Source organism: Profundibacter amoris (assembly GCF_003544895.1).
In the GTDB taxonomy this organism is placed as follows: Bacteria; Pseudomonadota; Alphaproteobacteria; order Rhodobacterales; family Rhodobacteraceae; genus Profundibacter; species Profundibacter amoris.
This window is the reverse complement of record NZ_CP032125.1, coordinates 968,496-988,759: the sequence shown is the minus strand read 5'-3', so window position 1 is coordinate 988,759 and position 20,264 is coordinate 968,496. Positions and strand designations below refer to the sequence as shown.

Annotated in this window: 15 protein-coding genes; 7 read left to right on the top strand and 8 right to left on the bottom strand. The window is 57.6% G+C overall.

What is annotated here, in order from left to right; translation table 11 throughout:
• Positions 1-108 precede the first annotated feature (108 nt).
• Positions 109-1,029 carry a helix-turn-helix domain-containing protein gene (locus BAR1_RS04930; RefSeq protein WP_162891674.1) on the top strand — a complete coding sequence of 307 codons (921 nt, stop codon included), beginning with the start codon at positions 109-111 and terminating at the stop codon, positions 1,027-1,029.
• Positions 1,030-1,344: 315 nt separating this feature from the next.
• On the top strand, positions 1,345-1,863 hold the full coding sequence (locus BAR1_RS04920; RefSeq protein ID WP_118941985.1) for a hypothetical protein: 519 nt from the start codon (positions 1,345-1,347) through the stop codon (positions 1,861-1,863).
• Here the strand turns inward: BAR1_RS04920 and BAR1_RS04915 are convergent.
• Positions 1,851-2,120 (bottom strand): DksA/TraR family C4-type zinc finger protein, encoded by a 270-nt coding sequence (locus BAR1_RS04915; protein WP_118941984.1) that lies wholly within the window; start codon positions 2,118-2,120, stop codon positions 1,851-1,853. The two genes, BAR1_RS04920 and BAR1_RS04915, sit on opposite strands and share 13 nt — an antisense overlap.
• 113 nt (positions 2,121-2,233) lie before the next feature.
• Here BAR1_RS04915 and BAR1_RS04910 point away from each other — a divergent pair, with 113 nt between their 5' ends.
• On the top strand, positions 2,234-3,409 hold the full coding sequence (locus BAR1_RS04910) for a dipeptidase (RefSeq protein ID WP_118941983.1): 1,176 nt from the start codon (positions 2,234-2,236) through the stop codon (positions 3,407-3,409).
• Between the two features lie 910 nt (positions 3,410-4,319).
• On the opposite strand, the gene BAR1_RS04900 is transcribed toward BAR1_RS04910, so the two are convergent.
• Genes BAR1_RS04900 through BAR1_RS04880 form a run of 5 tightly spaced genes read right to left on the bottom strand, consistent with a single transcriptional unit; the run spans position 4,320 to position 11,672 of the window.
• Entirely contained in the window at positions 4,320-6,758 is a 2,439-nt protein-coding gene (locus tag BAR1_RS04900; RefSeq protein ID WP_118941981.1) for a GcvT family protein, read from the bottom strand.
• Between the two features lie 7 nt (positions 6,759-6,765).
• Positions 6,766-7,647, bottom strand: coding sequence for a phosphotransferase (locus tag BAR1_RS04895; protein ID WP_118941980.1), 882 nt, complete (start codon positions 7,645-7,647; stop codon positions 6,766-6,768).
• Positions 7,640-9,643: an ABC transporter permease gene (locus BAR1_RS04890; RefSeq protein WP_228408748.1), complete on the bottom strand. Its 2,004-nt coding sequence runs from the start codon at positions 9,641-9,643 to the stop codon at positions 7,640-7,642. The genes BAR1_RS04895 and BAR1_RS04890 overlap by 8 nt, the downstream gene beginning before the upstream one ends.
• Position 9,644: 1 nt before the next feature.
• Positions 9,645-10,664: a quaternary amine ABC transporter ATP-binding protein gene (locus tag BAR1_RS04885; protein WP_118941979.1), complete on the bottom strand. Its 1,020-nt coding sequence runs from the start codon at positions 10,662-10,664 to the stop codon at positions 9,645-9,647.
• Between the two features lie 57 nt (positions 10,665-10,721).
• On the bottom strand, positions 10,722-11,672 hold the full coding sequence (locus BAR1_RS04880) for an ABC transporter substrate-binding protein (RefSeq protein ID WP_118941978.1): 951 nt from the start codon (positions 11,670-11,672) through the stop codon (positions 10,722-10,724).
• 180 nt (positions 11,673-11,852) lie between these two features.
• On the opposite strand from BAR1_RS04880, the gene BAR1_RS04875 reads away from it, so the two are divergent.
• The 4 genes from BAR1_RS04875 to BAR1_RS04860 are packed head-to-tail and all read left to right on the top strand — an operon-like array spanning position 11,853 to position 16,775.
• A complete protein-coding gene (locus tag BAR1_RS04875; protein WP_118941977.1) occupies positions 11,853-12,653 on the top strand; it encodes a DeoR/GlpR family DNA-binding transcription regulator in 801 nt (266 codons plus the stop codon).
• Between the two features lie 2 nt (positions 12,654-12,655).
• Positions 12,656-13,417 carry an inositol monophosphatase family protein gene (locus BAR1_RS04870; protein ID WP_228408746.1) on the top strand — a complete coding sequence of 254 codons (762 nt, stop codon included), beginning with the start codon at positions 12,656-12,658 and terminating at the stop codon, positions 13,415-13,417.
• On the top strand, positions 13,418-15,835 hold the full coding sequence (locus tag BAR1_RS04865; protein WP_118941976.1) for a GcvT family protein: 2,418 nt from the start codon (positions 13,418-13,420) through the stop codon (positions 15,833-15,835).
• A 13-nt stretch (positions 15,836-15,848) separates the two neighbouring features.
• Positions 15,849-16,775 (top strand): choline/ethanolamine kinase family protein, encoded by a 927-nt coding sequence (locus BAR1_RS04860; RefSeq protein WP_228408744.1) that lies wholly within the window; start codon positions 15,849-15,851, stop codon positions 16,773-16,775.
• A 9-nt stretch (positions 16,776-16,784) separates the two neighbouring features.
• Here BAR1_RS04860 and BAR1_RS04855 read toward each other — a convergent pair whose 3' ends face one another.
• Together BAR1_RS04855 and BAR1_RS04850 are read right to left on the bottom strand one after the other, a co-directional pair.
• Positions 16,785-19,349 (bottom strand): ATP-binding protein, encoded by a 2,565-nt coding sequence (locus BAR1_RS04855; RefSeq protein WP_118941975.1) that lies wholly within the window; start codon positions 19,347-19,349, stop codon positions 16,785-16,787.
• Complete coding sequence (locus BAR1_RS04850; protein ID WP_228408742.1) at positions 19,349-20,131, bottom strand: response regulator; 783 nt, start codon at positions 20,129-20,131, stop codon at positions 19,349-19,351. The genes BAR1_RS04855 and BAR1_RS04850 overlap by 1 nt, the downstream gene beginning before the upstream one ends.
• Positions 20,132-20,264: the final 133 nt, after the last annotated feature.

Below are 20,264 nucleotides of genomic sequence, written 5' to 3'. Positions count from 1 at the left end.
CAATATTGACGCCCGTTAATGGAGTTATTGCGCCACTTCTTCCATTTACAGCTCCATTTATTAGGGTTATGCATCCTTGCATCACAGCCACACTGCAAGGAGAACCCAATGACGGTCAAACCAGAAACCCTGAAGGCCCTGCGCGAACACCACGCGCTAAGCCAAGATGAACTCGCCATAAAATCCAAGGTCGCCAAAAAAACCATAGGCGATATAGAATTGGGAAAACGCAAGAAGGCAAACAGCAATACAACCAGAAAACTGGCCAAGGCCTTAATGGTTGAACCTGCCGATCTTGCTAGAAATTTCGACAAAATTGAAATTTCACAGTCAAAAACAGGCAGGATGCTGGGATACAGAAAAATATCCGAAAGCATAACTGCCGATGCCCACTTGGGTTTTGATATGGTGGAGCAGTTATACGGCATCCCCCGCAAAACCCAGATCGAAATGGCACCACTGCTTATGGCGCTTGCAGCCGAAGCAAGTCTGAATTGGCGACGTGAAAAGCTCAGCGAAATCTCTGAAGCTATCGGCACACTTAGTAATATTGCAGAAGGCCACCTGTCGTTTGCCAATGCGGCCTATCGTGTCGAAGAGGGCGCAAAAGCCGAAGAGAAATCAATCAACAAGTGTGATGTTTTGGGGCGCGCAGCCGCCGAAACGACTTATGATTTGGGCTATGATCCTGACACACACAATCCATTTGCCGATTATCTACGCCATTTCTCCCGGCAAAATTCCAGCAAAAACATATCCCTTGACCCAGATGGGATGCAATTAAATGCCGACGGCATGCCAGAATATCAAATCGGCAGCCATATTATTGAAGCCCTCACAGATGGGGATAAATGGGCCAGATACGCCTTATTGCACGGGCTTGCCCGCATTCAAGATATTCCAAAAGAGCTGATGGTAAAGGAAAAACGTGGAGAGCGGGCGAAATGGTTAGCCAGTAAAGTACCCCCCGAGAAACGGGACCGCCTTGAAAAGGAAAACAACGAACTTCTAGAGGCATTGGACCTGTAACTGACAGAAAAAGGAAAAGATCATGTATAATACTCACCACCTGACCAAACACGCCACCACCCGCATGCAGCAACGCGGCTTACGGTATACGGATATGGACCTGTTACTGCGAACAGCAACACAGGTTTCCCCCGACGCATATATGTTGACTCGAAAGGATGCAAAGCGAGAAATCGCTATTCGCAAAGATGAAATACAGCGGCTTGAACGGTTAAAGGGTCGAAAGGTTGTGATCGATGGGGCTGCGATCCTGACATACTATCCCTCTTGCGAAGCCGATCAAAAACGAACCCTGCGCTACGGGAGGGCCTTCCAATGACACAGCCCCCAGAAATAATGGTCGCGCTCAGTGAAGCGAATGTTGCAGATTTATTCAGCCTTCGCCAACAAAACGGTGAAAGCATCAATGACATCGTCACGCGCTTACTGGAACCATCAACCACAGGTAAAGAAGATACACCCAAACAAGCCATCAGCCCATATGCTAAAAAGGCACACAGATACGTCTGCTATGTTTTGGGCGAACCTATATATGGGGAAACATTACCTGCAGTGTTTGGGAATGCCATTGATGAAATACATAAACTTGACCCCGAGGTGCTGGAGCAACTTGCAAATAGTCGAATAAGCCACCAGCGGGCGATCATTTCCAAAGATAGAATTGGCGTCCATTTCAAAAGTCCCCATTTGGAGGTTGCCAAATCACAATCCGGCTGGTGGTTCAGTAAAATCGTATCGCAAGAACAGGTTACGCGCATGCTGAAGGAGCTTTGCAAAGTTGCAGGCTTTGAATTTGGCGTTGATATTCGATTGGAGGATACTCACCGCAACTGACTATCCTTGCTCCCCCGCCGGTTGATCCCCGGCCTTGGCTTATACGCCGCGTCGCGCTCCTGCATGCAGTCGATACACAGCTTCACACCGGGCAGCGCCGCCCGTCGGGCTTCGGGGATCGGCTCGTCACATTCCGCACAATGGGTCAGGCTTTCGCCAACCGGCGTTTTGCGAGCCTTCATGCGGGCCAGTTCGTCCGATATGGACGCCTCGATCTGTTCTTCTACCGCGCCATCACGCGCCCATCCGCCGGCCATGTGCTGTCCTTTCTTATGGCATGATGCCAGCCTATCGCGGAGCGGGGCAAAAGCAAGTCTGGAAATTACAACCCAAGGGCCTTAACCTGCGTCGAAACAACGGGGAGAATACCATGCGCACATTCGGAAAATGGCTGGGGCGGCTTTGCCTGCTGGGGGCGTTGGCCCTGATTGCCACCTTCATCTTTTTACCAGGCTATGTGGAAAAGGGCCGCAATGCGGTGGCCCCGCATGATCCCTACCCTGTGTCCGATGCCGCCCGCGCGCTGCATGACAGTATGGTGATTGGCGATTGGCACGCCGATCCGTTGTTATGGAACCGCGATCTGACCCAACGGGGCAGTTTCGGGCAGGTGGATATTCCGCGCTTGCAAGAGGGCAATGTGGCCATTCAGGTGTTCACGGCGGTGACGAAAAGCCCAAAGGGGCTGAATTACGAGCACAACAACGCGGATGCCTTCGACAACATCAAGCTGATTGCGTTTTTCCAGCTGTGGCCGACGCGCACATGGTTCAGCATTTACGAGCGCGCGATCTATCAGGCCGAAAAGCTGAAGGCGTTCGAGGCTGCCGCGCCGGACAACCTGAAGATCATCCGCAGCCTGTCCGATCTGGAAGAGGTGCTGAAGCGCCGTGCGGCGGGCGAAAAGATCGTCGGCGGCATTCTGGGGATCGAGGGGGCGCATCCGCTGGAAGGCCGGATCGAGAATCTGGACCGGCTGGAGGAAGCGGGCTACCGATTGATCGCCTTGCAGCATTTCTTTGACAACGAACTGGGCGGCACGCTGCACAGCCGGCAAAACAACGGGCTGACCGATTTCGGGCGGAAAGTGGTGCAACAGGTGGCCAAACGCGGCATGGTTCTGGACCTGGCCCATTCCAGCACAAAGGTGGTGGAACAGGTACTGGAGATGGTGGATATTCCGGTTGTCCTGTCCCACAGCGGTATCAAATCCCATTGCGACACCAAACGAAACATCCCCGACGCCCTGATGAAACGCATCGCCGCCACCGGCGGGGTGATCGGCATGGGCTACTGGCAGGAAGTGACCTGTGACGCCAGCCCCGACGGGGTGGCAATATCCGTTAAGGCAGCGATTGGCGTTGTGGGGGAAGATGCGGTGTCTCTGGGATCGGATTTTGACGGATCGGTCGCGACGACGTTTGATACGTCCGAACTGGCGGCCCTCACCGACGCAATGCTGCGCGCGGGGCTGACCGAAGCGCAAATCCGCAAGGTGATGGGTGAAAATATGCTGCGGGTATTGCGGGCACGGTTGAAGGATTGAGGGAAAATGGACTACTGCGACATACACGATGTCACATGGAATATATTTTGCCGCACCGATTAGCCCCGTCTTGTTGGGCAAGGTCCGTGCGTGAAACCAAAACCGGTCGCGCAATTCTACAGGCGGAATCCATTAAAAATGGGAGGATTACCGTGCAGCGGGAGGGCTGGCCCGAAAAGGAAAGGTATTAGGAGGTATAATCGGGGATTTAATTGACGGACTAAAAGGCGGCGCTATTGGTAAGGCGCTAGATTCTATAGGTAAAGAAAAGGAACATGAGCACGATGAGGACAATCAAGAAGATTATCGATCGTGAAAATCAAAAGTATCTAATACTTTTGTTCTACTTATTATGCTTTGCTTTTTTCATAGTAGCATTTTCATATCGGCACAATCTTCAGACAGCATTCCGAGTCGCTGGTTCAGTTGGGGCGATGGCAGATGTATCAGGAGCATTGCTGTGGGTAATGGCATTACTATTACATTGGAAAACCTTCTGGCAATTCTTTGTAGCCCATAGTGTTTTTATTCTATTGTCACTCGTTGGTTCGTACTGGTTTTATGCCTATAGTATTGAATCATCTAACCCGTTTCTGAAACCAACTATTTAACGTACCTCAGATTTACGGCTCTTTGTCCGGCGATGAGCATTCTAAGATACTTGCTAACAAGAAAACCCGATGATTAATCCGGTTTAGTAAATTCTATTGTTTAGCAATTTGAACAATCATGTTTACTCCCCCAAAACCCTCCCGTCCCCCGCGCCTTGTCCCAGATGCACCACCCCGATCCGGCGCGCGTCTGTGCCCTCGCGTAACCCCACCGCATAGTTGACGCCCGAGGGCGGGGACAGCCATGTCGGCGGGAACGGACGGTGGCGCTGGCCTGCAACCCGGCCAGCCGATCCTGATCAGCCTTTAATCCGCTCCATTATCGCGTCATACAGCGGGGTCATGTGGACGGTGCAGGGCACGCGTTGGGTGGCGACTTCCAGTTCATAGCTGCCCTCCATAACATAATCCCGCGTCACCCCGTCCGGATTGCGGATATAGCCGTAACCGATTGATTTATCGACGGTATAGCCAAAGCCACCCGAGGTCAGCCAGCCCACCCGTTCGCCGTTGCGATAGATGGTTTCGCGGCCCAGAAGCACCACATCAGGATCGCAGGTGAAACAGGCCATCATCTTTTTCACGCCACCGTCCGCCTGCGCCTGCGCGGCCTCGCGGCCCTTGAACGGGGTGTTGCGCTTCAGCTTCACCGCCCAGCCAAGGCCCGCTTCCTGCGGGGTGTGGTCGGGCCCGATGTCGGCCCCCCACGCACGATAGCCCTTTTCCAGCCGCAGCGAGTCAATCGCGCGGTAGCCGGCATTCACCAGCCCGTGTTCCGCGCCGGCCTGCATCAGCGCCGCGTAAACCGTGGTGGCATATTCCACCGGCAGGTGCAGCTCCCACCCCAGCTCGCCGACATAAGTCACCCGCAGCGCCAGAACGGGGCAACCTACAATGCCGATGGTTTTGGTGGTGCCAAATGGGAAACCGGCGTTTGACACATCGGCGCGGGTGACCGCTTGCAGGATGTCGCGCGCACGCGGACCCATCAGCGCCAGCACGGCGTTGGAGGAGGTGATATCGAACAGCTGGCAATTCATCCCCGCCGGAATATTGCGGGAAATCCAGTCGAAATCATGGGTGGCAAAGCCGGTGCCGGTGACGATGTAGAATTCATCCTCCGCCACCCGCGCAATGGTCAGGTCGCATTCGATCCCGCCGTGATCATTCAGCATCTGCGTATAGGTCAGCGCGCCGACGGGTTTGTCCACATTGTTGGCACAAATCCAGTTCAGCGCGGCCAGCGCATCCGGCCCTTTCAGTGCGAATTTGGCAAAGGATGTCTGGTCGAACAGCACAGCGGCCTCGCGGCACGCCTTATGCTCGCGCCCCACCGCGTCAAACCAGTTCTGGCGGCCAAAGCTGTAGACATCCTGCGGCGTTTCACCTGCGCCGGCAAACCAGTTCGGGCGCTCCCAGCCCAGTTTCTCGCCAAAACAGGCGCCTTGATCCTTCAGCACCTCATACAAAGGCGATTTGCGGCAGGGGCGGCCCGAGGAGTGTTCCTCGTAGGGCCAGGCCATGGTGTAGTGTTTGGCATACGCCTCGACCGTGCGGGTGCGCACCCAGTCGGTATCAAAATGCGGTCGGCCAAAGCGGCGGATGTCGGCAGACCACAGATCAAAGGGCGGCTCGCCGTTTTTCACCCATTCAGCCAGTGCCATGCCCGCGCCACCACCGGCGGCGATGCCAAAGGCATTGAACCCCGCGCCGACAAAGAAATTGCGCAGCTCGGGCGCTTCGCCGATGATGAAATTGCCATCCGGCGTGAAGCTCTCCGGCCCGTTGGTCAGCGTCTTGATTCCCGCCGTTTCCAGCGCCGGCACGCGGCCCAGTGCCAGTTCCATCAATGGTTCGAAATGGTCAAAGTTGCTGTCCAGCAGCGTGTAGTGGAACCCCTCGGGGATGCCGTCCACCGCCCAGGGGATGGGGTTGGCCTCATAGCCGCCCATCACCAGCCCGCCGACCTCTTCCTTGTAATAGGTCAGCCGATCTGGGTCGCGCAGGGTGGGCAAATCTTTAGGCATACCCTTGATCGGCTCGGTCACCATATACTGGTGCTCCATGCTGACCAGCGGGATGTTGACACCGAAACGGGCGGCAAAGCTGCGGCTCCACTGCCCCGCGCACAGCACCACGGATTCACATTCAACGCGCCCCTGATCGGTGATCACCGCCTTGATCACCCCCTTGTCGATTTCAAGGTCCGTCACCTTGCAATCCTCGAATATCTGCGCCCCGTTCATGCGCGCGCCTTTGGCCATTGCTTGCGTGATGTCGGACGGATTGGCCTGCCCGTCGGTCGGCATAAAGGCCGCACCCACCACATCGTCCACATTCATCAGCGGCCACAGATCCTGTGCCTCTTGCGGGGTCAGCAGGTCCATTTGCAAGCCAAAGGATCGGGCGGTGGTGGCCTGTCGTTTGACCTCGGTCCAGCGTTCCTGATTACAGGCCAGCCGCAAACCGCCGTTCATCTTCCAGCCGGTCCCCAACCCTGTTTCATCCTCGATGGTGTTATACAGTTCCACCGAATAGCCCAGCAACTGCGTGATGTTGGCGTTTGAGCGCAACTGCCCGACCAGACCTGCCGCATGAAACGTGGTGCCGGATGTCAGTTTCCGGCGTTCCAGCAACAACGCCTCGACCCCCAGTTTCGCCAGATGGTAGGCGGTCGAGCAGCCGACGATACCGCCACCGATAATGACAACACGCGAGGATTTGGGCAGGGTTTTCATAGGCGTCTCAGCTTTGCTTGTAAGTGTCATAGGCGCGCCGGAAACGTGTAAGGTTTTCAGCGGTATAGGCGACATAGTCAATGTCGAGGTTTGAGGTGAGTTCGGAGACCATGCTCCACATAGATTCCCGCAAAAGCGAGGCACATTTCATCGCATGGTAGCGGTGCAGCAGTTCATCGGTGACCTGTCCGTCAAAATAGAGGTCCAGCATCACGGCCTCCTGGTCCTCGTTCAGGGAATTGTTGCTGGCCAGCCCGCCCAGATCGAACAGCGGCGAATTGAAACCGGCGTAATCCCAATCAATCAGCCACAGGCGTTTGCCGTCATCCAGAAAATTCGCCGCCATCAGGTCGTTGTGGCCAAAGACGATTTCGACGGGGCCAACGGCGGCCTCTAATTTCTCGGTAATGTCAAGATAATCATTAAGTTGCGCGGTATAGTTGCTGTGCCCATCGCGCAGGGTGGCGGTATAATCACGGATCACATGGAACACCCAGAAGATCAGCGCCGGGCCACGGAAATGTTTGGGGATGTCGTGATGGCAACGGTGCAACAGCGGGATGATGCGCGCCAGCATATCTGGGTCGGCCACGTCGGGTTCGTCCAGTGTTTTTGCGTCGATATAGTCGATCACGGTCAGCCCGTCCTCGACATGCACAACGGCGGGTGACAGACCGGCGGCATGGGCGGCGCGCGCGGCGGCAAGTTCATTAAACCGCATCAACTGGTGTTCGGGGATGTCATCGCCAAACCGCACCACATAGCGGCCGGAATCGTCCGTTACGGTAAAGTTCAGATTGGTGCGTCCACCGCCCAAAGGCGCGGTGCTGATTTCGCCTTGCCAGATCGGTAATGACCTGATGCGTTTCAGGGCGGTTTCTTTATCCATTTGCGCTCTCCAGTCCATATCTGACCCGTGCCGATCTGGCGCTGGCTGTGATAATTCTGTCGGCAATTATCGCGATAAATGCAATGGCAAAACCGGCGACCAATCCACGCCCCGTGTCGGCCTTGGTCAGGGCGATATAGACCTCTTGGCCCAAGTCGCGCGTTCCCACCAGCGCGGTGATCACCAGCATCGACAGGGCCAGCATGATGGTCTGGTTCAGCCCCAGCAGGATTTCCGGCAAGGCCAGCGGCAGACGGATGCGCGACAGCAACTGGCGTTTGGTGCAGCCCGAGACAACGCCCGCCTCGATCAATTCAGGGCTGACCGAGCGCACCCCGTGGGCGGCATAGCGCACGGCGGGCACTACGGCATAAAGGACGATGGCGACCATGGCGGTGAAATCACCGATGCGAAACAGCATCACCACGGGGATCAGATAGACGAAACTGGGCAAGGTTTGCAGCGTGTCGATCAGCACGCCGATGATGCGCCCCGCACGTTCATTCACCGCCGCCAGAACCCCCAGCGGGATGCCGATCACGCTGGCGATCACCACGGATGTGCCGCACAGGTAAACCGTGATCATCGCCTTTTCCCACATGCCGGTAGCAGCGATAAATCCGGCCATCAGCAGATTCATCAATGCCAGTTTCCAGCCGCCAAAGGTCCAGCCGATTGCAGTGACCATGGCAATGGCCCAGACCCACGGGATACCAAGGAAGAACCGTTTTACCGGCAGCAGGAACCCTTGCAGGAAGAACAGTTTGACCGCCTCGAACTGGTCATAGAAATTGATGTTCAGGTATTTGACCCCGTTGTCCCAGAACTTGCCGGTGGTCAGGGTGGCGGCGTCGGGATAGGTCTGCACGGCGGGCAGGATCAGGCCAACCCCGTACGAGACCAGCAGGATCACCGCCACGATCACGCTGCGCGGGTGGCGTTTGATCCATGTGTCGCCTTTGGGCGGCGGGGTGAATGTGGTGGCACGCCGGGCAAAGGCCTGTGACAGCCGGTCAATCGCCACCGCCAGAATGACAATCGCGATGCCCGCCTCGAACCCGCCACCGATGTTCAGGCGGCGCAGGGCCGATAGCACATCAAAGCCAAGCCCCCCTGCCCCGATCATACTGGCGATGATCACCATGTTCAGCGACAACATGATCACCTGATTGACCCCCACCATCAGGCTGGCCCTGGCTGACGGCACCAGCACCCGCCACGTCATCTGCCGACGGGTGCAGCCGGACATCACGCCGAAATCCCTGATCTCGGGGTCCACCGCGTGCAGCGCCATGGTGGTGATCCGCACCATCGGCGGCATGGCATAGATCACGGTCGCGACCAGCGCCGACACAGGGCCAAAGCCGAACATGAACAGGATTGGCACCAGATAGGCGAAAATCGGGATGGTTTGCATCAGGTCCAGAACGGGTTTCAGGATGCGCTCGAACGACGGGTGACGATAGGCGGTGATGCCCAGCAGCAGCCCGCCCGCAACCCCGATCGGCACCGCGATCACCACCGAGGCCAGCGTCACCATCGCGCTTTCCCATTGTCCGAACACCGCCAGATACAAAAACGCCGCGCCAACGATAGAGGCCAGCAGCCAGTCGCGCGCGTAATGGCCCAGCGCCACCACCCCCGCCGTGACCGCGATCCAGCTAAAGGGCGGCACCAATTGCACCGCGCGACGCCCGTGCCCTTCGACAAACCCTTCGGCCAGCAGGGCGCGGGCAAGGTTATAGGGCTGCTCGATCATCCAACTGATACCGCGGGTGAATTCGGTGAAGGTAAACAGGCCGAATGTGGCCTCCTCGACCAGCCATTTCATCGCCGCCGAAATGCTGTCTTTCAGCGGGATCACCCATGCGTCGGGGTATTGCATGGCCCAGTCCAGACCTGCCGCTTCCAGCCAGCCTTTGCCAAAGGTGGCCAACAGCCATGTCAGGGCGAACAGCCCCAGCCAGATCATGGATTTTGGGGATACCCGCGCCATATCAGGCCCCGTTCCCCACCAGCACATCAATCACCCGTTGCGCATCAATCGCACCGACGGGTTTGCCGGTATCATCAATCACTTTCAATGGCTTGCCCGCCGCAACCACCTGCGAGGCCACTTTGGCAATCTTTGTATGGGCCGGAATACCGTCGCCCCCGCCATCGGCCCCCGCATCCATCACCGCGCCCACGCTCAGCACCTTGTCGCGCGGCACATGGCGGGTGAATTCCTGAACGTAATCATCGGCCGGATTCAGCACCAGTTCCTCGGGTGTGGCGATCTGGATGATATGACCGTCCTTCATGATCGCGATACGGTCGGCAAGCCGGATTGCCTCGTCAAAATCATGGGTGATAAACACGATGGTTTTCTTCAGCATCCCCTGCAGGCGCAAAAATTCGTCCTGCATTTCGCGACGGATCAGCGGGTCCAGTGCCGAGAACGGCTCGTCCAGAAACCAGATTTCCGGCTCGACCGCCAAAGAGCGCGCAATCCCGACCCGTTGCTGCTGCCCGCCCGACAATTCGCGCGGGAAATAGCCTTCGCGCCCCTTCAGGCCGACCAGTTCGATCACCTCCAGCGCGCGGGCTCCGGCGACCGCTTTGGCTTGCCCCTGAATGGACAGCGGAAAGGCCACGTTTTGCAAAACGGTCAGATGCGGCAACAGGGCGAAGTGCTGAAACACCATGCCCATCTTGTGGCGGCGCAGTTCAATCAGTTCGCGCTCGGACATTTTTAACATGTCCTGCCCGTCGATGAAAATCTCGCCCACTGTGGGTTCGATCAGCCCCGAAAGCAAGCGCACCAGCGTGGATTTACCGGATCCTGATAACCCCATGATGACAAAAATCTCACCCGCACGTATTTCCAGAGATGCGTGCTTGACTGCCCCGATGACCCCGAATTTTTCCAATTCACTATCTGTAGGTGGAAAATATTGTGTGTCCATCATTTGCTGTGGAACGGGACCATATAATTTCCACAGATGTTTGCAGACAAGTTTTGCGGGTTGGGTCATTCATTTGGCCTGTATTCAAGATGTTGCGGGACCGGCAAAACCGGCCCCGCTTTGCGATTATTGATTAATCCAGCTTTTCCAGCGAAGTTCGTTTGCATCCATCCATGCGTTCACAACCTCTTCTACAGATTTGCCGTCCAGATCGACTTCGCCAACCATCGCGCTCATCTCTTCGTTGGTCAGGCTATATGTACTGACGATTTCATACGCGCCAGGCCATTTGTCTTTCATGCCCGCCCATGCGGCCTTCCAGATCGGGCCGCGCGGCTTACCGCAATCATAGGCCTTGTCGGGGTTCACACCGACAGACGGATCCGAATAGCAATCGGCCGAATAAGGGGGAAACTCCACAAACTCACCCTCGTATTTTGCCGGTGCCCAATGCGGAACATAGACCCACAGAATGACAGGCGCTTGCCGCTGATAGGCGCTTTCCAGTTCAGCAAACAGCGCCGCATCCGTGCCCGCGTGGACCACTTCAAATTCCAGCCCCAAGGCCTCGACCCGTTCGTCATCAAACCCGCCCCAAGTGACCGGCCCGCCGACATATCGTCCCTTTGGCGCGGTTTCGGGCGTGGCGAATTCACCGGCGCAGGCCTGCAATGCCTTCCAGTCGGGCAGACCGGGGCAGCGTTCTTTCATGTATAGCGGATACCACCATTCCTCGATCGCTTGCAGGCCGGTTTCGCCGACGTTTTCCACCTTGCCCGTGCCGACCGCCTCGTCCAGCGCCTCTTGGCCGGTGGTGGCCCAGATTTCCATCGCCAGCGTCAGATCACCGGTTTTCAGGCCCGCGAATTGCGCGATGTAATCGGCCTGCACATATTCGACGTTATAACCTGCCTCTTCCAGCACGGCGCCCATGATCTGGGTGTTGATCAACTGGCCGGACCAGTCATGCAGCGTCAGTTTTAACGGGTCGGCAGATTCGATCTCTGCAAGCGAAGCTGTGGCGGCAAATGCGCCAATAGCGGCACCCAATAGGGTGCGTTTCAGTATATGCCTCATCGGGCACCTCCCAGGTTTTCAGTGACGGGATTCGCCCCGCCTTAAGGATAGCGTGCGGCGATTCCCCGCATCCGTCAACATTATTACCTAATATTTGTGGGTTTCTTTTGGTTTTTCGTTGGCTTTTGAGGTTTTGCGCCGTAACTTGGTGAAATTGAAATTCTGCAACCCGAGGCCGAAATGCCCAATACCGCCACCCGTTCAAACCACCGCGAACAGGAAATCCTGAAGGAACTGCGCCTTGCGGGCGGGTCGTGCCGTGTGGGGTATCTGGCGGAACGGCTGGGGGTGTCGGACGAAACAGTCCGGCGCAATATCAAGGCGTTGCAGGAAAAATCCCAAGTGCGCAAAGTGCATGGCGGCGTGCTGTTGGCCGAAGACCTGACCCTGACCGAGCAACCCTTTCAGGCCCGCATGGATGAAAATGCCGAGGCCAAGCGGCAAATCGCGGGCAAACTGGCGCAGATCATCGAGGACGGGGATTCGCTGTTTCTGGATATCGGCTCGACCTCGGCCTATGCCGCACGCGCGCTGAACAACCACCGCAATCTGTATGTCGTCACCAATTCGCTGACCGTCGCCAGCACGCTGGCTGCCCGTAACGGCAATCGCGTGTTTTTCGCAGGGGGGGAATTGCGTGGCCATGACGGTGGGGCGTTCGGACAGGATGCCATCGGGTTTATCCGCCGCTTCAACGTGCAATATGCGGTGTTTTCGTCTGGCGCGATCAACTGCGAGGTGGGCGTGATGCTGCACGACATAAACGAGGCCGACCTGCTGGCCCAGGCCATGCCCCGCGCCCAGACCCGTATCCTGCTGGCCGACAGTTCCAAATTCGGCATCCGCGCGCCGATTGCCATCAATGACGCGGCCAGCATCGACATTCTGATCACCGAAACCACCCCGCCAGATGCCGTCATCGACATGCTGGGCGAAAATGAAACCTCGCTTGTGATAGCGGGCCATGAAAAAGAACACTGACTATGCAGCACTACCTAAAGGCCATTCTGGACATCACGGACACCGCCGAAGACATCCCGAAACGCTATTTCCGCCAGACGCTGGACATCATCCACAAGGGCGACGACAGCCCGGTGACGGTGGCCGACCAGACCTGCGAGCGGATGATCCGAGATGCGTTGGCGCAGCTTTTCCCCGATCATTCGATATTGGGCGAGGAATTCGGATTTGAGGACAAGGGCAGTGATCTGTTGTGGATCATTGATCCGATTGACGGCACCCGCAGTTTCATTTCGGGGATGCCGCTTTACAGTATGCTGATTGCCCTGTTGCAGGATGGGGTGCCGAAACTGGGCGTTGTGCGGATGCCCGAACTGGGCGAGGTGTTTACCGGCAGCGCGGACGGGGCGACGGTGAATGGTGCGGCGATTTCCACATCAAATGTCACCGCGCTGAAAGACGCCTTTGTCTATATCAACGAGGGCAACAAGATCGCGCTGGATGCGCCGGACCTGTTCCGGCGCCTGTGCCAGTCGGGACGTGAACAGCGGCTAAGTTATGATGGCTATCCTCATATGCTGGTGGCGATGGGCCATGCGGACGCCTGCATCGATTACGATCTGCAACCCTATGATTACCTGCCGCTGGTGCCGGTGATCGAGGGCGCAGGGGGCGTGATCACCGACTGGGCCGGCGCACCGCTAACCTTGCAATCGGACGGGCGCGTTGTGGCGGCGGCGACCAAGGCGTTGCATCGCGAGATGCTGGACCTGTTAGGGGGGTAAATGGCGGATCATTCAGTAAAACACCTGATCATTGGCGGCGGGATCATCGGCTGCTCGATCGCCTATCATTTGGCCAAACGCGGCGAAAAGGGCGTTATTTTGCTGGAAAAAGCCGCGTTGACCGAAGGGGCGACGTGGCATGCGGCGGGGTTGGTGGGGCAATTGCGATCCTCGCGCAATACCACGCGGATGCTGCAACGCTCGGTCGCGATGTATGACGGGTTGCAGGCGGAAACAGGGCTGGCGAGCGACTGGAAAAAGGTGGGCAGCTTGCGGCTGGCGGCGTCCAGGGACCGGATGCAGGAGGCGCGCAGATTAGCCACGATGGCGCGCAGTTTCGGTCTGGAAATGAACATCATCACCCCGGACGAGGCCAAGGCGTTGTTCCCCTATATCGACACTACGGGGCTGGAGGGGGCCGCGTTCATTCCCTCTGACGGCCACGTTGATCCGGCGGGCCTGTGCCAGTCAATCGCGGCGGGTGCGCGGCTGCACGGGGCCACATTAAAACAGGGTGTAAAGGTGCTGGATTTCACGGTTGTGAAGGGCCGCGTGAGCGGGGTGATCACCACGGACGGCACATACGAGGCCGAAACAGTCACCCTTGCATCCGGCATGTGGAGCCGCGAGTTGGGCGCAAAACTGGGTCTACATATTCCGGCCTGCGCGGTCGAGCACCAGTATATCGTCACCGAACCAATCCCCGATTTCCCCGATGACCTGCCCACCCTGCGCGATCCTGACCGGCTGGTTTACTACAAACCCGACGCGGGCGGGCGGCTGGTGATTGGCGGTTACGAGGACGACACCCTGCCCTTTGGTGATCGTGGCATCCCCGGCGATTTCGTGCGCCAGTTGCTGCCCGACAATCTGGACCGTTTCGCGCCGCTGGCCGAAATGGCGGCGCAGGTCACGCCGGTGGTGAACGAGGTCGGCATCCGTCAGGTGATCAACGGCCCGATCCCCTATTCGGCGGATGGGGATTTCGTGATGGGGCCGGTGCCGGACTTCAGCAATCTGATGCTGGCCACCGGTTTCCTGTATGGCATTGCTGCAGGTGGCGGGGCTGGCGAAATGATTGCCGAATGGCTGATCGATGGTCGCCCCTCGCTGGATCTGTGGCCGCTGGACAACCGCCGTTTTGGCCCGCACCACGGGGCGCGGGCGTTTATGTATCCCCGCGCGGTTGAACATTACGCGCATCACTACAAGATGCGCTATCCGGGGGCCGAGGCTGAAACCGCGCGGCGATTGCGCCTGTCGCCGCTGTATCAGCGGCTAAAGGAAAAGGGCGCGGTTTACGGCAGCAAAAACGGCTGGGAACGCCCGCTGTGGTTTGCGCCAGAGGGGGTTGCGCCTGTGGACCAGCTGGATTTCCTGCATCCGGGCTGGAAGAATTACGCGGCAGAAGAACAACACGCGGTGCGAAATGGTGTGGCGCTGTGTGACCAGAGCAGTTTTGCCAAATTCGAACTGGTTGGCACGGGGGCGTTGAAGGCACTGCAGCGGCTGGCGGTTTCCAACATGGACAAGCCGGTTGGCAGCGTGATCTATACCCAGCTGTGTAACGAGCGCGGCGGGATCGAGGCCGATCTGACTATCACCCGACTGGCGGAAAACCATTTCTATATTGTAACCGGTGCCGGTTTTGGCGTGCATGACAGCGACTGGATCAGACAGCACTTGCCCACGGATGGCACAGCCACATTGATCGAAGTCACCTCGGCCCGCGCGGTGATCAACATCATGGGGCCAAAGGCGCGCGATGTGCTGGCAGCGGCAAGCGAAAGTGACGTATCAAACGGGGCCTTCCCCTTTGCCACCACCCGCGACATTATCGTTGGCGCGGCCCCCGTTCGGGCGATCCGCATCGGCTATGTCGGCGAGTTGGGGTGGGAGTTGCATGTGCCTACGGAATACGCCCTGCATGTCTATGACCGTTTGTGCGAACATGGCGCGGCGCACGGTATCCGCGACATCGGCTATCGGGCGATTGACGGGCTGCGGATGGAGAAGGGATACCTTTACTGGAGCGCGGACATCACGCCGGATTATACGCCGATCGAGGCTGGCCTGGGCTTTCGCGTACATCTGAAATCCAAGGGGGATTTCATCGGCCGCAAGGTGCTGGAAAAGCAAAAACTGAACGGGGTGCAACAGCGATTGTGCTGCTTTACTTCGGACGTTGACCTGCCGCTGTTCGGAGGCGAAACGATCCTGCATAATGGCAAGGTGGTGTCGCTGGTTTCCAGTGCCGCGTTCGGGGCAACGGTGGGCAAAAGCATAATGCTCGGTTATTTGCCCGTGGCCTTGTGCGACAAGAGCGCATTTTCATTAGAGGTGTTTGGCGAGCAACATGCAATTATCTGCATGAATTCGCCCCTGTATGACGCTGAGAGTAAACGCTTAAAATCCTGAAAAGGAGGATAGAATGCCCGAAAAAAAACAAGTGGTCCATGCGGCGCTGCAAAATTTGCCACAATTCATGGGCGCGGGTATGGACAGCTATACGGCTACACGGCTGGGTGGATTAACAAACCTGGTTTACCGTATTGAAACCAATCATGAAAAGCTGATTGTCCGCATCCCTGGCGAAGGCACCTCGGATTACATCGACCGCGCGACTGAATTGCACAACGCACGGGCGGCGCAGGCGGCAGGTGTATCGCCGGAAATCCTGTGGGCGGACGGGCAAAGCGGGGTGATGATCAGCCGCTGCATCGAGGCCGAAACCATGACGGGTGCGGGTTTCAAAAGCCGCAAGGGATCGCCAGCGCGGGCGGGAGCGGCGCTGGCCAGACTGCATAATTCGGGGCAGGAATTCCGCTTTCGGTTCGAGCTGTTTTCGATGATTGACGACTATCTGAAAATCCTTGCGGGCAAGGATACCGATCTGCCCGAAGGTTACGCCGATGTCGTCAAAGCGGCCCAGCCCGTGAAAAATGTTCTGGCCGATAACCCCGCCCCGCTTGCCCCGTGTCATTGCGACCCCTTGTGCGAGAATTTTCTGGATGACGGGGATAAGATGTGGATCATCGACTGGGAATATTCCGGTATGAATGACCCACTGTGGGATCTGGGGGATTTATCGGTTGAAGGCGGGTTTGACGATGCGCAGGATCTGGAAATTCTGCGGGCCTATTTCGGGACTGAGCCCACGGCGGCACAGGTTGGCCGGATGGTGATCTACAAGGCCATGTGCGATCTGCTGTGGACATTGTGGGGGCTGATCCAGCACGCCGACGGCAACCCTGCCGAAGATTTCTGGGCCTATTCTGTTGAACGGTTTGAGCGCTGCAAGGCCTTGATGCAAAGCGACGGGTTCAAGGGTCACCTTGAGGCTGTTCGCGCGGGGTAACCGGTATAGTCAGGCACCGGCGGCGGCAAAGGCGGGTGGCTTTGCCGCAAGGGCCTGTGCCAGAATTTCCGCCGTCAGGGGTTTTTCAAGGCAGGTCACGCGCGGCTCTTGCCGGTTGGAATAAGGATGGGTTTGGGGCATCCGGCCCGATGCCACGATGATGCGGCCATTCGTATTCTCGAGGCAATATTCGACGATAGACCAGCCCGAGCGACCCTGATCCAGATGCAGATCGGTCAGAACCACGTCAAAATCGGGATTGGATTGCAGTATGGATTCGGCCTCGGCAAAACTGGCCGCCCGAACCACCTCATAGCCCAAATCCTGCATCAGACCGGTCGCGGTTTGCAGTTCTGCGGGGTCATCCTCGACCACCAGCGCCCGACCGCAAACAGGCACAGCTTGGCTGGATTTGCCAGCCATCTGAAGCGGCAACACCAAACGCACGCGGGTGCCTTTACCCGGCGTGCTGTCGATCTGGATATCGCCGCCGGTCTGTTTGATAAAGCCGTATACCATCGACAGGCCCAGCCCCGTCCCCTGCCCGTCCTTGCGCGCGGTAAAGAATGGTTCCAGCGAGCGCGACATCACGCTTTCATCCATGCCGCAGCCATTATCGGCCACCTCGATCATTGCCGTTTCCGCGCCCGATTTCGCCACCGTAATATGGATTTCTCCCTGCCCTTCGATGGCCTGACTGGCATTCAGGCACAGGTTCAGGATGGCGCTTTCCAATTGGCCGGGGTCAACCCGCACGGGTAGTTTTTCGTCCGCCAGATCAGCGGTCAGGGCCACACCGTCCTTAAGCCCGATGCCGACCAGATCGGTCAGCCCGTCAACCAGTTCGTTCAACTCCACCACCTCGGGTTTCAGGCGCTGCTTGCGGGCAAAGGCCAGCAGGCGCTGGGTCAGAGACATGCCCAGATCGGCTGCATTTTCCATGCGTTGCAACAAGGTTTTGCGCGTGGTTTTCTTGCTGCCGGTTTCCAGCAGGTGGATGTTGGCAGTGATGGTCGACAAAACATTGCCAAAATCATGCGCCACCTCGCCGGTCACTTTGCCCAGACTTTCGATGTGCTGGATCTGGCGCAACCGGTTGTCCATCTGCCGTCGTTCGGTGGCGTCGGAAAACAGCCAGATGCCGCCCCCATCGGGCAGCCGGCTACAACGCACCTCGAGCGTCTGCCCCGCTTCGTTTTGCAATTCGGTAAAGCCCCGAAACCCCGCCCGAATACCGGCCACCACAGCCTGATCGGCAAAATCGCTATGCCGCATCACCTCGTTGATTGACGGCTTGCCCTTTAGCATGGCCGGATCAACCCGCAATACAGCGGCAAAATTCGGGTTTGTGGCGGTCAAATGGCCGCTGTCGCTTGTAATTGCGATGCCCTCGGAAATATTCGCGAACATCTTTTCAAACAGCGCGTTTTTCTGGTGCAACTGCCGGTTCGAGCGATCCAGCCGCAAGGCATTGGCGCGGAACACCCGAAAGGAATGGTGCAGCTTGCCGATTTCGTCATCCGCCACGGGTTTGCGGCGCAATTCGGTGCTACGGTCGCCTTGGGCCAATCGCAACATGGCATCGGAAATGGCCTTGATATTGCCGGTCACATAACCCGAGACAAAGATCGCCGCCAATAGCGCAATGGTGACGCTGGCAAGGCCGGCAATCAGGATCACTGCCTTGGCAAAATCAATCGAAACGGCAGTTTTGTGGCGCTCCTCGGACAGGAAATCCTCGGCGTTGCGGGCAAATCTGGCGGCCAGATCACTGATCGCGCTGGCGTTATAGCGAATGCGAAACAGCGCGTTCTGGCTTTCCAACCCGTGTGACAATTCGCGGCGGCGGACCTGAAACAAACCCTGCTCGCCCGATGATATTTCGACCAGCGTCCGATAGGCATCGGTCTGGATATCCATTGCATTCAATGCATTGAATTCACGCCCCATCCTCTGGAAATTACGCTGCCGCTCGCCCACGCCGGGCAGGTTTTGGGCGTGTCCCGCCCCAACCAGCTCGTTCGCCATACCTTGCAAGGCCAACCAGATCCGGCGCTCGGCGCTGGCGCGATCCTCGTCGGTGGACAGGCGGTAATAGGCGGCCTCGAGGCGGGCAAGGCGGGCGTTCAGGGCCAGAGTGGCATCCTGTTCGACATTCAGCTTTTCCGCCGCCGCAACCAGATCGGTGATGGCAGTTTTCATTTTCTGGACAATCGCGGCGATCTCGACCTCGTAGGTGTCGATGGGGGATTGCGCGCTGGCCTCGACCGAGGGCCATGCGGTCAGCACCGGTTCCAGCGTGGTCAGCAACACGCCCCCCTCGCGTTCAATCAGATAAGGGGATTTCAGGTTCAGCAGAAAAGGGGCGGATGTGGCGATGTCCGAGGATTGTTTCGACAGGTTCAGCGCGCGGGCCACCTGCGTCAGGGTTTCGCTATGCAGCCGTTCCATCCGCGTGCCGGCGCGGTCCAGCGCATACCACGCGATGCCGCCGACAAAAATGGTTGAAGCCGCCAAAAGCGCCAGCGCAATCCACAGGCGCTGACGGATATCGGGGTTGAACAATCCGCGCATCAGGTGCCGGAATTTCGCAGCGCCCCTTGCGGATCGCGCACGAAAATATAGCCAAGGCCGCGGCGGGTTTGCAGGTGGACGGGTTTTGAAGGCACGGATTCAATTTTGCGGCGCAGACGCAGGATCAGCACATCAATCGTGCGGTCCACATAATGCGACAGGTCACTGCCCAGTTGTTCCAGCAATTCCTCGCGCGGGATGATTTCGTCGGGCTTGCTCAGGAACACTTCCAGCAGGCGGTATTCACCATTGGTCAGCGGGATTTCCGCACCGGTATGGTCAAACAACTCGCGCCGCGTGCGATCCAGCAGCTTGTCACCAAACCTGATCGTATCGTGATCCGCCGGCACGGATCGACCACCGTTTGACTGCCCCTTGCCATAACGGCGCAGAACGGCGCGGATGCGGGCCAGCAATTCGCGCGGATTAAACGGTTTCATCAGGTAGTCATCGGCACCGGCCTCAAGGCCGACAATCTTGTCCACCTCGTCGCCAACGCCGGTCAGCATCACAATCGGCAGGTCCAGATGTTCGCGGATATGGATCGCCAGTGTCAGGCCGGATTCCCCGTTCAGACGCAAGTCAATCAGGGCAAGATCAACATCGGGATGATCCCCCAGCGCGAAAAAATCACGGCTGCCCTGCATTGGCAGGGGTTCAAATCCGTTTTCCTGCAACAGGGATTCCAACGCCAGACGCACGTCCGGATCGTCATCAATGATAGCGATTTTGGCGAGTTTGCCGATTGTATTTTCCCTGTTCATTGTGAACCGTTTCTTCATTCCCCGAATGTTGCGCCCAGTGTTACACAAAACACCCTGATAATCCTGTTTTATTTACAAGCCACAGAGTTGCGTAGGACAATAGCCAAAATTGTAATTCTGTTAACAAAAATCCCGATCAACTGTAGCATTG

Bases quoted from the DNA above. Each gene is read 5' to 3' on its own strand.
- BAR1_RS04930 (WP_162891674.1), top strand. From the start codon at position 109: ATGACGGTCAAACCAGAAACCCTGAAGGCCCTGCGCGAACACCACGCG.
- BAR1_RS04920 (WP_118941985.1), top strand. From the start codon at position 1,345: ATGACACAGCCCCCAGAAATAATGGTCGCGCTCAGTGAAGCGAATGTT.
- BAR1_RS04915 (WP_118941984.1), bottom strand. From the start codon at position 2,120: ATGGCCGGCGGATGGGCGCGTGATGGCGCGGTAGAAGAACAGATCGAG.
- BAR1_RS04910 (WP_118941983.1), top strand. From the start codon at position 2,234: ATGCGCACATTCGGAAAATGGCTGGGGCGGCTTTGCCTGCTGGGGGCG.
- BAR1_RS04900 (WP_118941981.1), bottom strand. From the start codon at position 6,758: ATGAAAACCCTGCCCAAATCCTCGCGTGTTGTCATTATCGGTGGCGGT.
- BAR1_RS04895 (WP_118941980.1), bottom strand. From the start codon at position 7,647: ATGGATAAAGAAACCGCCCTGAAACGCATCAGGTCATTACCGATCTGG.
- BAR1_RS04890 (WP_228408748.1), bottom strand. From the start codon at position 9,643: ATGGCGCGGGTATCCCCAAAATCCATGATCTGGCTGGGGCTGTTCGCC.
- BAR1_RS04885 (WP_118941979.1), bottom strand. From the start codon at position 10,664: ATGACCCAACCCGCAAAACTTGTCTGCAAACATCTGTGGAAATTATAT.
- BAR1_RS04880 (WP_118941978.1), bottom strand. From the start codon at position 11,672: ATGAGGCATATACTGAAACGCACCCTATTGGGTGCCGCTATTGGCGCA.
- BAR1_RS04875 (WP_118941977.1), top strand. From the start codon at position 11,853: ATGCCCAATACCGCCACCCGTTCAAACCACCGCGAACAGGAAATCCTG.
- BAR1_RS04870 (WP_228408746.1), top strand. From the start codon at position 12,656: ATGCAGCACTACCTAAAGGCCATTCTGGACATCACGGACACCGCCGAA.
- BAR1_RS04865 (WP_118941976.1), top strand. From the start codon at position 13,418: ATGGCGGATCATTCAGTAAAACACCTGATCATTGGCGGCGGGATCATC.
- BAR1_RS04860 (WP_228408744.1), top strand. From the start codon at position 15,849: ATGCCCGAAAAAAAACAAGTGGTCCATGCGGCGCTGCAAAATTTGCCA.
- BAR1_RS04855 (WP_118941975.1), bottom strand. From the start codon at position 19,349: ATGCGCGGATTGTTCAACCCCGATATCCGTCAGCGCCTGTGGATTGCG.
- BAR1_RS04850 (WP_228408742.1), bottom strand. From the start codon at position 20,131: ATGAAGAAACGGTTCACAATGAACAGGGAAAATACAATCGGCAAACTC.